At 41.1% G+C, this 12,743-nt stretch carries 12 protein-coding genes; 2 read left to right on the plus strand and 10 right to left on the minus strand.

Annotated features, from left to right (window positions below; all coding sequences use genetic code 11):
* The first annotated feature begins 132 nt into the window (after positions 1-132).
* Entirely contained in the window at positions 133-297 is a 165-nt protein-coding gene (locus tag BMW61_RS22215) for a hypothetical protein (protein ID WP_170832732.1), read from the plus strand.
* A gap of 220 nt (positions 298-517) precedes the next feature.
* Here the strand turns inward: BMW61_RS22215 and BMW61_RS20610 are convergent, their stop codons facing one another.
* From BMW61_RS20610 to BMW61_RS20655, 10 genes are all read right to left on the minus strand, one after another.
* Positions 518-1,345 (minus strand): hypothetical protein, encoded by an 828-nt coding sequence (locus BMW61_RS20610; protein ID WP_022762442.1) that lies wholly within the window; start codon positions 1,343-1,345, stop codon positions 518-520.
* A gap of 28 nt (positions 1,346-1,373) precedes the next feature.
* Positions 1,374-2,477 carry a hypothetical protein gene (locus tag BMW61_RS20615; protein WP_091825779.1) on the minus strand — a complete coding sequence of 368 codons (1,104 nt, stop codon included), beginning with the start codon at positions 2,475-2,477 and terminating at the stop codon, positions 1,374-1,376.
* Positions 2,478-2,696: 219 nt separating this feature from the next.
* Positions 2,697-3,071 (minus strand): YccF domain-containing protein, encoded by a 375-nt coding sequence (locus BMW61_RS20620; protein WP_022762440.1) that lies wholly within the window; start codon positions 3,069-3,071, stop codon positions 2,697-2,699.
* A 174-nt stretch (positions 3,072-3,245) separates the two neighbouring features.
* Positions 3,246-4,250, minus strand: coding sequence for a hypothetical protein (locus tag BMW61_RS20625; RefSeq protein WP_091825782.1), 1,005 nt, complete (start codon positions 4,248-4,250; stop codon positions 3,246-3,248).
* 316 nt (positions 4,251-4,566) lie between these two features.
* Positions 4,567-6,144 (minus strand): hypothetical protein, encoded by a 1,578-nt coding sequence (locus tag BMW61_RS20630; protein WP_091825785.1) that lies wholly within the window; start codon positions 6,142-6,144, stop codon positions 4,567-4,569.
* 583 nt (positions 6,145-6,727) lie between these two features.
* Positions 6,728-7,090 (minus strand): PAQR family membrane homeostasis protein TrhA, encoded by a 363-nt coding sequence (gene trhA / locus BMW61_RS20635; protein ID WP_091825788.1) that lies wholly within the window; start codon positions 7,088-7,090, stop codon positions 6,728-6,730.
* Between the two features lie 98 nt (positions 7,091-7,188).
* Positions 7,189-8,685: an ATP-binding protein gene (locus tag BMW61_RS20640; RefSeq protein ID WP_091825790.1), complete on the minus strand. Its 1,497-nt coding sequence runs from the start codon at positions 8,683-8,685 to the stop codon at positions 7,189-7,191.
* Between the two features lie 111 nt (positions 8,686-8,796).
* Entirely contained in the window at positions 8,797-10,173 is a 1,377-nt protein-coding gene (locus tag BMW61_RS20645; RefSeq protein WP_139176489.1) for a vWA domain-containing protein, read from the minus strand.
* 137 nt (positions 10,174-10,310) lie between these two features.
* The gene (locus tag BMW61_RS20650) at positions 10,311-11,312 is read right to left on the minus strand and encodes a leucine-rich repeat protein (RefSeq protein WP_091825795.1); all 1,002 of its coding nucleotides are present in this window, start codon (positions 11,310-11,312) and stop codon (positions 10,311-10,313) included.
* A gap of 12 nt (positions 11,313-11,324) precedes the next feature.
* Positions 11,325-12,224 carry a Uma2 family endonuclease gene (locus tag BMW61_RS20655; protein ID WP_091825798.1) on the minus strand — a complete coding sequence of 300 codons (900 nt, stop codon included), beginning with the start codon at positions 12,222-12,224 and terminating at the stop codon, positions 11,325-11,327.
* 277 nt (positions 12,225-12,501) lie between these two features.
* Between BMW61_RS20655 and BMW61_RS20660 the strand changes: the two genes are divergently transcribed.
* On the plus strand, positions 12,502-12,743 hold a 242-nt coding region (locus tag BMW61_RS20660), incomplete at its 3' end, for a hypothetical protein (RefSeq protein WP_139176491.1).

Below are 12,743 nucleotides of genomic sequence, written 5' to 3' on the forward strand. Positions count from 1 at the left end.
GTTTCTCTCGAAGACTTATATGAAAAGGCAATGGGAAAATGCCGTCCCAAGAGCAGAGCTCCATCTTCAAAAATCGGCAGTGTTCCCTCGTATTCCTGTGCATGATAAAATCATGCTACAGGAGGAACAGCCATGGCTAGTAAAGAACTAATTGCAAAGCTTAGAGAGAAATACATCCAAAATCCGCCGGAAGGCATGTCGGCGAACGAAATCCGCGAGATGGACGATGAAGACCTTCTCGACATGGATTACTTTATGCACGAAGATGACGAATTCTTTGACGAGGTAGATTGGTAATTTATAGCCAATATACCTCTGCTTTGCGTGGCCCGGTCTTGCCGGGCCTTTTAATTCAAGGTTTCGCCGCCAAGGCGAAATTTCCTATTAAATCAAAAAGCGACGGGAAGGAGATATATCTGATATCCCTGAGTTCCCGTCACTAAAGATGCTTCATCGCGTATATGCCCGCTTTCAAGGCTGGCGTACTGACATAATAATGAGCCCGTCTACGTAATCCTTATCTATTGAATCCCCATCTATATGGCGTGGTATTATTTGAATTATTACCACTAGTCGACTGAGCCTGTTTCGGTTTCTTGATATTTATAAAATGCGATAGCTGAGAGGTCTTCTTCTTACTTCCAAGCTTAACATGGGTTGTATCGGATAATACCGTATATCCCTCGATAAATCCCTCATTCCAGTCTGTCATCTTTTCATAATCGCCGACGTGTGTTCCGCATATTCCAACACAAGTTTTTGTATAGTTGGATGGAAACTTTATAACAATTGTCTTGACGTAAGAAACATAATACTGATAAACAGTTCCGTCCGACCAGGACATTTTCTGTGGCTTCAAACCTTTCCATTCAGTCTCGGTAACATTTACTGCATGATAATTTGTTCCCTCTTCAGACGTTTCTGCAGTATTTAAATTCTCTCCGGTACTTTTATCCACAACCACAACATCAAGATAGTCTATAAAATCATGTCCTGAATTTATCAGCTTTTTAGCCATCTTCTTCGAAGGCTTTTTGGGATTCTGCACCTGTATTGTCATTATCACTGTCATAGTCGAATCCGTAGACTGAGAAGATGAGCTTGAAGTCCCGGAAGATGAGGGATATTCACTCATTCGAAACTTGGTAATCTTTGCATAAAACTTGGAAAGTCCTTTTTTCCCCGGTACTTGCGAATACACCGTTATCCAGGAGCCCTTTGTGAAATTAAAGCTACATCCGCTCTTCTTCAGATCATTAAAAGCAGCATTTGAGTTTAATGCAGAACAGTTGAACAATACTATAACCAAAAGAATTATTATGAAATTACGAAGTCGTCTTTTCATTCCCCCTCCATTCCTGGCAGTATTTACCTTACTTACATTTCTTCTTATAATTGAACTCTTTATATCGTTTCTTGGTTGCTGTGACTATTACTACATCACCGGGTCTTAAATTTCTTGTTAACGTGTATGTTTGAGTTTCTTTTTTCTGAGTAAGCGAAATCTTAGTCTTTTTCTTCTTTTTGTATCTTATTTTGATCTTTTTATTTTTTGATCCCTTTTTTACGATAATACTGATTTTTGCGCCTTTTAGTGTATTAACGGTAATATATCTGCTTCCTGTACTTGTTGAAACGCTTGTCCATAGTCCCAGCTGTGAATCGTCATTATTTATATCAACACTTATTTTGTATTGTGTACCGCCTTTTCCGGATAAAAAGAAATATCGCCGGATTTGGTAGCCTGACATCGTATATTCAGCTGTTCCGTTGTCTCTTAATACCCTCAGGCTATTGCTGTCGATTGTATAATCATTGTCATCAGCTATCCTGGTATCCATCTTTTTAGTAGCTACAATAGTTACCTTATAACTCATATTATTGGGAACTTCAAAATAAAAACTGTCTATGTCATCGTCGCGTTCAAGCATTCCGACTGTTTGTGTCGCCCCTGCCGTTAACGGTGTTGCCATATCAAAATCACCATAAAAATCATCTGCATAGCTATTTAGGTTCAACGTATATGTCCCGGTACCGCTTATTCGAATATAGTAATTCTTTTCCTCCAGAAGCTTAGGCATGTATGTATCTTTACTGCCAACTCCCTGGAATTCCATCCTACACACAATCTCTGCAATATGGTTTCCTGTATGCGTATAACTGGACTTAATCACATTTAACTGCTCATCCAGAATATCTATCTGCATTACACCCGCTGTCTGTGATCCTGTGAGCCTTGCTATCACCCATACGTTTCCGGTAGGAGCCTGAAAGCTATACCAGTATTCTGTTCCAAGGGTTGCACTTCCTGTTTCGTTTGACCCACTAACGGAAATATTTACAGCATTCTGTGGATTGATATTACTGGTGGAAGCAGCCTTAACGAAGAGATTAAAACGACATAAAAAGAATGCCATCAGTAATACTAGCAGCACCGAAAAATAACAGAAATACCTTTTCATAGATATTCTCGTCATTATGCATCCCCCGTAATCATGTGTTATGTTTACAACTCCATAAAATTATAAATTACGATAATCCGTACATAAAATGCACATAACTTCACTTATCAATTATATCGTCATAAAAATATAAAAAAATAAGAGTGCACAGCCTTCGTACACTCTTTTTTAGGGAAATTTAACATTTCACGACTGATTTATTATTCTTTCCATCTCGTATGCTTTTTTCAATAATTAAGCAAAATGTACTCTTTGAACCTCAGTTCCAAAGGGAGCAAGTGAAAGTGCTGCCAGCTTAAAGAACTGTTTTCCAAAAGGTATTCCTATGATTGTGATGCAAAGGAGTACTCCGATAATGAAATTTGCCAATGCAAGCTCCATGCCGCCAAAGAAGAACCACCATACGTTCAGAAGGAATGAAACCGGCCCGCCCTCACTTTTTATTTCCTGCCCAAAAGGATTAAGTGTAAGTCCTGCTATCTTGAAGCACTGTACTCCGATCGGGATTCCAATCAATGTAATGCAATATAAACACCCAACTACAAACCAAAGTATTGCACTAAAAAGTCCACCACATAACATCCATAATATATTTCCAAAAATTCTCATAACCATTTCTTCCTTTCTGTGAAACACACCTTTGTTTTATCTGAGATGATATTATCAGGTCTTCTATCACAGAATTATCACATTATGAAAAATGGGCTGATTTTATAATTCAATCACATAGTAAAAGCCGGCATGAATCTACTTCACGCCGGCTCTTCTCACTATAAAAATGATTTAGTTGCTCAATACCTTTTTCGCTTCTTCCAAAGCTTCCTTTTCAGTCATGTCAGGGTTTGTCTTTCGGTAAAAATCAGCAAGTTTTTGGATATCATCAGCACTCTGCTTCGTCATTCCCTGTTCAATTCCTTGCTCAATTCCCGTACGTATCAGTTCCTTTGTTTCGTAATCAAGTACCTGTCCACCCATAATTCTCTCGGCCTCCTCTTTTACGACTTTCCGCTTAGCTGTCAAGGCTGTAATAACCTTCTTAGACAACATGATAATCGAATGATGTGTCAAAACATCAATCTGTCCATTCTCAAGTTTCACCCGAAGCTTATCGTAGATTTCCTGATATCGCCTCCTGAAATCATCAAGAAAAGCCTCGTCCTGTGACTCTATTTTATCAAAGTCACCTTCGAAATTAAACAGATAGAACGGAATTAGAAAGTACAGTTCCTTATCGATTATGTCGTCGCAGGAATAATCCTTAAGTTTCATTATCGGAACCATATACTGCGCATAATCTCCTCCCGGGACATTGACCGTAATAAGCATATTGTCAGGTGTTGCAGAATTACTCCTTAGATAAAGCACTCCTGATGCTGGAAGATTAACCACAAGTCTGTCATCAGAAACTGAGCTATCTTCTTTGATAGCAATCTGTACATCGTACTCGAACATCCTGAGTATCATTGTTCCATTGTTGTCGGACTGACACTCCAGATGAAAAAGCTTTCTGCAGCCATCGTGGTCAATAATCTCGATAGCCGAATAGGTTATCATCTTATCCTGATTACCTTCACTTCGGTTGGCAAAATAAGTATTGTTGAGCGTGTTCACCTCCTCATCTCCCTCATAATGAGTGTCCGTGAACATCTCATTGAGAAGCTTTAGAAGAAGTCCCTTGTGCTCAACTACAAGAGTGCGGAACACGTCATTATAGGGCGTACTCCCGCTGTTTGTTCGGTTCTGATCAGCTTCCTGATCTTGGCCTTCTGAAAAATTGTAATATATCATTTTTTCCTTTCCGTTTTGCTTCTTCGGGACAATTTTGGAAGGAAAATGCTTTGACAGAGTACCATTTATTCAGAATGAATGCAACCAGGGATCACGGCATGAAATTGAAATCGGAATTGCAATTCGCCTAACTGCAGAAGAAAGCCCCGCAGCAACGCTGCGGGGCGATATTATACCAGGCACACGAAAACGGCTTTGTCACGAGATCTTTTTCTCTATGAGTGGATATATTTTATATATGCCCGATATAAGGCTACCTTATTATTACAGTTCCTTCATAATAAATTGGACTAATCAAGTCTTAACTATCACGCTATTACTTCTTTACTGCACAATGAACAAAGAAGTCCTCCTGTCCATAAGTCTTTGAAATCTTGTCGAAATAAGTTACTCTGATCACTGTTGTTGCAAAGTAGTTTCTGTTCTTATATGAACTACTTCCTGTAAGAATCTCACCCTTTGTATTCTTGCCATCTTTTGATGTCCAGTTTAATGAAGAATCAAATCCACCATCATTACCAACTGTGCTAAGAGTTATCTTCTTTCCGGATTTTACAGGTGTAAATTTATAAGTAACTTCTGACTCAGAAATTCCACCAATTATATCATCAAAGTCACCATCACCATTCAAGTCTACTCTGTGTTCAGTTACTGAACTTGTTCTGTTGTATGCTGAATAAGTATTTGAGTGGTCATACTGTTCACCTGTCTGAGGATTTGTCCCTGACATGCCTTCGGTAATTGTCTCTTTATACAATTTACCAATTTCTATCTTCTTAACCTGGAAGTTCTTATTTGTCTTTACAACAAGTTTCCCGGACTTCTTTGTAGAAAGATTCCAATAATCTTCACCCCTTACTTTTCCATAGTTTATATTGTTTGTCTTAGAATAGTCATCAAGAAGAGACTTTCCTGCAAATGTTACCTGCTTAAATACTGCAACTTTCTCAACTACATAAACATTTACCTTCACAGGAGTTACCGTTCCATTTTTATTAACGATACTGAATGAAAGCTTAGACTTTCCAACCTTCTTAGCATCAAGAGCAATATAACGTGTTGCAAAATTTGCGCTCTGTGTAGAAGCCTTTACAGCAGCTTCTGCATCATCATACTTTTCGTATGTTCCAACGACAACTCTTGCACCAACTGTAGGCTTATACCATACAGTATATGTTGTTTTGTCTGTTGCAGCATCATATTTAGTTTCTATATGAACACCATCAGCATTTGTCACTGTCTCTCCGCCGAGTTTATTATATGCCTTTGCTGTTACAACACTCTTCTTAGAGGACTTCACCTTAGAAATAGCAGTATCTCCACCGACTAACGGTATACGAAGATATGTGATCTCGCCCTTCTTGAGCATAATAGCTGACTGGAACTGATTTTCAGCTGCTTCATCAGCTGTATAATTACTATCTACTTCTGAGCGGAACATACTGGTTTTTCCGGTTGCAGAATTTTTATAAACAGTTCCTCGAATATTTGCCAGCTTAACTGTATAAACAGTACCATCATCATCATCATCATAACTCCAAGTAGTGTCGCTATCATCATAGTAATAAGTAGTACCGGAAATTGTCCGATCATCACAATATACGTTATCCGCTGGTTTCGTGGTGGTTGCAATACCATTTGCCACAAAAGCATCAAACATTTTCTTATATGCAGCATCCCTTGCTGCAACGTAAGTAGCTGCCGTTTCAGTGATATCAGCAAACGACTTAACATCTTTGTCAATTATTGCGGCATCATCATTATAATCCGATACCTTCTGTAAAGTCATACTATCCTCAACCTTTTTTGCAGCAAGCGCTGTAGTAGGTGTAAGGAATGTTACAGACAGTGCCATAGCAAGTGCAACAGCACCAATTTTTGAAATCTTAACCATAAGATTACCTCCATCATAAGATTATATTTAAGCATTTACGGTTTACCGCAAACACTTATCTGTGACAATTCTCATTCTACCCCCCCTGAAAAAAATCTGTCAAGCCAGTAATTATGCGCTTTTCAGGTTTTTTATAAACTTTATAAAATGTTTATAATTTCGTTTTTTCCAAACCCCTTGTCAGAACACAGTTTGTTTACATCCCCCTCTCAATCATAGTCTGATTCCACATTTCAATATTTAATGATTTTTATATTTTTCTTAAAAATATAAAAGCATTATTCCAACATTTTTTGTATAAAAACTTACACTCTCATCCAAGCCTCTCATCCAAGAATAGGCTTTATAATCAGTATTATCTTCAAAAAAGTCTATAGCATGTTATCGCATTTTTTAAGCCGGCATGAATTTCCTTCACACCGGCTCTTCGCACAATACAAAATGATTTAGTTGCTCAATACCTTTTTGCTTCTTCCAAAGCTTCTTTTCTAATTAAATCTAGTTTTTGCCCTTTTAGGTTGGGAAAATTGATGTATACGACAAAACCTAGATTATGGGCTTAATTTATTGTTTTAATAACAAATCACAACAAAAACTGATACATAAAGATAAAATGACAAAAGCTCCCACCCATCACAAACAAATGGAAAACCTCGTGTGACCCAAAATAAGGATGCTTTTCATTGAATTTGGAGAACTTCAGAGCGTAGAGGACTCCTCCAACCGTATAGATTACTCCGCCTATGAAAAGCCACAGGAAGCCGGCGTGGCTCAGAGTGTTATAGACAGGACGCATCACAAGAATAACGCTCCAGCCAAGAGTGATGTAGATAACCGAAGATAGCCAGCGCGGACAGTTGATCCAGAAAAGCTTCATCAAAATCCCTATGATTGCAAGACTCCAGACAGCTATAAGGAGTGGAATACCAACCTTAGGACTAAGCATGGCACCTTCTTTCACATGTAGTTTTCATTACTATGTCTCGTAATACAAATACTACATCCGTGAATAGAAAGTGTCACTCCGTAAACTTGCGAGTTTCCTCACACTTCCAGAACCTGCGCTACAATCTCTTTTCTCCTGTCACGAAGGAGCAGGAGCTTATTATACTTGTAATATTCATCCGAGCCCTCATTCTGGATGAAGTTCAGACTATAGTGACCTGAATCCAGCCTTGTAAGGAACAGAACCATCTCCTGCTCCTCGCCGTAAATCTGCTGAAGGAATGAGAAACAGTTCGAAAGGTGCTTTCCGGTATTCTCGGCATTCTCCCTACGGGTGAGCTCTCTCTCGGAAAACCATGCCTTGATAATATCCTTATTATCCTCAGTCTCAGAGCTGGCAAGCTTTCTCTCAAGATTCTCAAGCGCTTGGATCTCCTTCTTAAGCGTGATCTCGGATGACTTATCCATCAGATGTTCACCGGCCTTCTGCTCGTATTCTGCACGCATTTCCTTTATACGAAGCTGAAGCCTTTTATATATCGAAGGTTCTTCCGCGAAAACAGTACCCTTAACAATGTCAGTAATCTCCTTCTGGAGCTTTTTCTGCACTCCAAACTCACCGTCATATGCCTTGAATTCCTGATTAAGTCTGTCTATAAGAAGATTTATTATGCTGAGTTTTTCATCAAAAGGAGCTTTGCGCAGCTTATCTCTCTCAGCGGGAACACTCCCCTCGAGGATCTCATCGACGTTGTAAACATCCTCGTACTTATGATAAAGCGCATAATACATGGCAAAATCCCTGGCAACCTCAGGCTCCTGAAGGTACTGTGAAGTCACCTTCTCATCGACCTCAATGCCGAGCTTTTCATAGGCTCTGATCAGCTGTGACAGATCTTCCCAGCCTCTGGCGGTCACGAAACGCTTGCCCTGAATATCATTTTTTATTCTGTAAAAATTGTCCTTGTGAATATCGAGGTAAGCCAGGATTGATCCGTGAATTCCGTTGATATCTGCGTAGCTCTTGAAGGCCTCGAGATCCTCCTCGATGTCGATTCTCTTCACACGGTCGAGAGTAACTATATCAAAGTCTCTGACAGCCTTGTTGTACTGCGGAGGATTACCTGCTGTGACAATGATGAAACCGTCCGGTACCTTGTGCGCACCAAAGGTCTTATACTGCAAAAATTGCAGCATGGTGGGAACAAGTGTCTCTGATACACAGTTTATCTCGTCAAGGAAAAGGATTCCTTCCTTAACGCCGGTCTGATTTATTTTGTCATAGACGGAGGCGATGATCTCACTCATTGTGTACTCGGTGACGGAGGTCTCTTTTCCCCCATATTCCTTCTTCGATATAAAAGGAAGTCCTATCGCACTCTGCCTGGTGTGATGAGTTATTGTATAAGAAACGAGGTTGACCGAAAGCTCCTCTGCAACCTGCTCCATGATGGCTGTCTTACCGATTCCCGGAGGTCCGATAAGAAGAATCGGGCGCTGCTTCTGCACGGGGATGAGGTAGTTCCCCATCTCGTCCTTTTCGCGGTATGCCTTTATGGTGTTGATGATTTCCTGCTTCGCCTGTTGTATGTTCATATTCGTCCTTTCTCCCCTCATCCGGCACTTCGTGCCACCTGTCTCCGCTCCGCTCCGGTCCGCGCAAAGCCGACGTCCCCCGGACGTCGTGCGCCCCCAAGGGGAAGGCCTTTAGATGTATAATTGAATCGCCCAGTTTGGCATTTTGTCGGCGCCGGTCTCCTTGTCCGACGGAAAAACGAAGGCGGTATCGTAGTCCGTGGGTTTCTCGGGATAGTCCCCAAAACCATCAGTGAAGTACATGAGACCTCGAAGATGCTTCAACTCTCCTTTTTTCCTAAGGTCATCCACATAGGAAAATACCGGTCTGAAGTCTGTTCCATATCCGCCTGAAATCTCAAATCTGTCGGCATAGTGCTCCATCTCCTCGGGATGATTGATAGTCAGGTCATTCTGAATCTTGTTGTCACACTCAATGATGTGGACGTGTATCTCCCGGAAAAAATTCTCGCTGCTGCGCAAAATCCCGGCGGTCTCATTAAGAAATGACTGCACGAGTTCTTCGCTGCAGGAAGCAGATGTATCTATTGCAATTACCAGTTCATCGACCTTATGTGTCTCGCTATATTCATTCTCTTCTATAAGAGGCATATTGCCGTAGATCTCCATGCCGTAATTATACAATCCGTAGTCAAAGGAATCGGGATCTATGCGAATTTCCTCCCTCACAACCGCTATCTGGTTAAGAAAATCGGTATAGTAGGTCTTATCCTGGGTGTCCGCTTTCAGATAGAATTTAAGGCTCCCCGTTTCGGTGCTCTTCTCATCGCCGAGACTTGCAATATCGCTCTTTATGCGTTTCGCAGTATTCTTCCAGGCATCCTCGACTTCCTTTTTATTGGCCCTTCTGAGCCTCATCTGCATCTGCATGTCGATGTCAGGCTTATCTTCTTTCTGAGGTTCCTCTTCCTTATTCTCAAGTCTGTCCCAGAAGCTGTGGTCGTCCAGCTTGAACTCGCGTACCAGGCGGTTCCAGGTATCTTCCGTAATCAGATTCTCGTTGGCGGAACCTGAGTCCCTTATGTTCCATTCAACATTTTTCTCCAGAAAACTATATATCTTCTCTGCCGTCAGAACCTTAAGTTCTTCCGTGAGCTTCCCATACCACCGCTCCCTGAGATCGGAGCTGACTCTGTAAATGCACTGATAATCCATTGAATCAAGGATGCTCTCCACCGCAATGTCGCAGGCAAGATCCCACAACTCAGCATCCGGGTACTCCGAAGCCCTGTACATGTGCCTGAACATGCAATGCATCAGCATATGAAGGTAGGTCCTGTTTAGTTTATTCGGATCCTCGACATAGGTTTTGAAAACATAATTAGGATTATACAGCACGCTGACCGCGTCAGTCCCTACCGATGTGGTGGACATATCACGCCGAATTTCGAGTATGGAAAGAGCCGGAGCCATGAATCGCATTGATAAAAGAAGCTCCGTTTTGACGCTGGTCCATATTTTATTGGCAAGGTTATCTGTTTGGTTCAAAATGTACCCCTCATCCGGCACTTCGTGCCACCTGTCTCCGCTCCGCTCCGGTCCGCGCAAAGCCGACGTCCCCCGGACGTCGTGCGCCCCCAAGGGGAAGGCTTTTATTATTCTGTATTTCCCAAGGGGAAGGCGTGTTAGAAATCCAATTCAAGAATGTTGTCATCTTTTCTATTTGTGACACCTTCGTCACCACTTTTCTCCACATCACTGTCAGTTTCTGCGTAGTCCATAAGCATACTAACTATTGCGGTGATACCTCTGTCAGCAGCTATATGTGCTAATTTACGGGCATCGGCCTTCGTTATGAGCTTTCGTTCAAGATAGAAGGCGGTGTGTTCCTGAGTATCACGAAGGTAATCATCAAAGGTTCCTATATTAGCTCCGGTATTTGTCCCTGCCTTACCTTTTGAGACAGTTCCTTCATTATCGACCGCTATGGTCAAACTCTTCAAAGCATGCTCCAGGAGCCACTTCTCATAGGCAATACGGGCATCTTCAGATAGTTCATAGGGTGCAAGGATTCTCGCCATCGCGATCATCTCTGCCGTGCCCTTATCATCCGCCGAAACTTTTGAAAAGAGGTTATCGTACTCTCTAAAGCCTATCTGGTCACTTTTTACGCACTCTCTGTAAGCATAACCGGTTCCCTCAATGGCAAACTGAATAGTTCTCGCCATCGTATTTTCCACAAAATCATAGTTAAATCCCGGAAATACCAGCAGAGCCTCGCCATCAGGCATATGCATTCTGAAGGTCAATCGCCTGTCGTTATCCTCGAGTATTCTTCGTATAATATAGTTGTTCCCATTTTCCAGGAAAACCTCGATTTCTTCCAGGCTCTCACACTGTCTCGTACCACCGTCAAGGTACTCCGTGACCGAATCGGTTAACGATATTTTCTTGAGATTCCCGCAGTTATGAAAAGCAAATCCAAGAATAGTGTGTACAGAATTCGGAATCGCAACCTCTACAAGGTCATCTCTTGAGGAAAAGGCATGATTACCGATAATCCTCACCGGAACAAGATTACTGTCGGACTCCGGTATAACCAGCTGTCTGCACGAGTCTTCACAACCCTTTATTATGAGATACTTTCCATTTTTTTCATCAGTGGTTTCTTCAAATTTATAATTCATTTTTCATAAATTCTATTCTACCGGTCCGCAAATCGAATCCACATACTCTGCGATATCTGCGAAATCAATCTGCAGTTTTCCGTCATATAACCCTATCGGAATCTTATCTCCAAACCCATAGATAGTTATATCATCATTATCCTCATCGTCAAAGCTATACACAAGCACATTCCTCTTCTTTGAATCCACGAGCCAGAACTCCTTAACACCGGCATACTTATATTTTTTTGCCTTGATAAACCTGTCCTTTCTCGCGGTTGATGGCGATATGATCTCAACAACAAAATCAGGATTGCCATATATTCTCTTCTCAGTAATCTTAGATGGGTCACAAACTATAAAAACGTCCGGCTCCAGAATAGTCCTATCATCTCTGTCAAGCTGTACGTCTGTCGGTGATATAAAGGGTATGCATTTTCCTTTGTTTTTTCTTATATAATTGCGAATCGGTGCATAGATTTCACCGCCTATAAGCTGATGTCTCGTAGATGGCGCATCCATATAAAAGAAATAACCGTCAATTAGCTCAACTCGCACATCATCCGGAAGAGCCTCGTAATCCTCAATTGTATATTCTCCCTGCTTCTTCCCATTAAAATGCTCCAGGTCGACTTTTTTCTTACTCCCATAAATTATAGCAGGCTCTTCTCTCAGGTTTTCGTAGTGTTCCCCCTCCGCGCCGTATTTTTTTTCTTTGCCATCGCCATAAGATTTAAACCTATAGCTTTCCTTCGCAGCACTATCCGGCTCCAATACCTTTTGTAACATCACGATGGTATCATGCCTGGGTGACTTCGTCTCTCCGTTAAAAATCTTCTGTATTGTCCCCAGCGGCACCCCGGATAACTCCGAAAGCTTTTTATAGGAGTATCCAAATTCCCGCCTTCTCTGCTTCATTTCATCTATAGTCATGAGTACACCTCCGGAGCATATGATAAAAGCATAAATAAATAGCCGTTTACGGGCGTTTTTGTTTATTATCATTTACTATCATATCACATTTATATCCGAGTTTAAACCGTATTCGGTATTATTAAAGATGCTGATGGCTATGAGGTTATAAAGTAAACTTTGGCGCAACGTAGGCGAAAACCCACAGGCTTGCCTGTGGGATGAAGCCTTTTTCTGTTTTGACAAACACATAGAATAAATATATAATCTATGTATTAAACATAAAGGAAAAATACAAATGGATAATTCGAAATGCGTAGAGTATGTGAATTCTCATGTAGACGAAATTGCTGAATATGTAAATGAGTGCTTTGATCAATCAAAAGAATTCATAAAAGCAAGGCTGATTCGTCGGATAAGAGCTGAATTGTCACCCACTCCAGTTCACTATGAGATAAATTATGTCTACGTCCCTTATGATCATTCTGGAATACTTGTAGAAGACGGATATATTTCGCTCGAACAGACTGTAGGAGAATT

The organism is Butyrivibrio sp. ob235 (assembly GCF_900109475.1).
Classification (GTDB): domain Bacteria; phylum Bacillota; class Clostridia; order Lachnospirales; family Lachnospiraceae; genus Butyrivibrio.

Excerpts from the sequence above, each read along its gene's own strand:
- trhA (WP_091825788.1), bottom strand. The coding sequence starts at position 7,090 with ATGCTTAGTCCTAAGGTTGGTATTCCACTCCTTATAGCTGTCTGGAGT.
- BMW61_RS20655 (WP_091825798.1), bottom strand. The coding sequence starts at position 12,224 with ATGACTATAGATGAAATGAAGCAGAGAAGGCGGGAATTTGGATACTCC.
- BMW61_RS20610 (WP_022762442.1), bottom strand. The coding sequence starts at position 1,345 with ATGAAAAGACGACTTCGTAATTTCATAATAATTCTTTTGGTTATAGTA.
- BMW61_RS20630 (WP_091825785.1), bottom strand. The coding sequence starts at position 6,144 with ATGGTTAAGATTTCAAAAATTGGTGCTGTTGCACTTGCTATGGCACTG.
- BMW61_RS22215 (WP_170832732.1), top strand. The coding sequence starts at position 133 with ATGGCTAGTAAAGAACTAATTGCAAAGCTTAGAGAGAAATACATCCAA.
- BMW61_RS20640 (WP_091825790.1), bottom strand. The coding sequence starts at position 8,685 with ATGAACATACAACAGGCGAAGCAGGAAATCATCAACACCATAAAGGCA.
- BMW61_RS20620 (WP_022762440.1), bottom strand. The coding sequence starts at position 3,071 with ATGAGAATTTTTGGAAATATATTATGGATGTTATGTGGTGGACTTTTT.
- BMW61_RS20650 (WP_091825795.1), bottom strand. The coding sequence starts at position 11,312 with ATGAATTATAAATTTGAAGAAACCACTGATGAAAAAAATGGAAAGTAT.
- BMW61_RS20615 (WP_091825779.1), bottom strand. The coding sequence starts at position 2,477 with ATGACGAGAATATCTATGAAAAGGTATTTCTGTTATTTTTCGGTGCTG.
- BMW61_RS20625 (WP_091825782.1), bottom strand. The coding sequence starts at position 4,250 with ATGATATATTACAATTTTTCAGAAGGCCAAGATCAGGAAGCTGATCAG.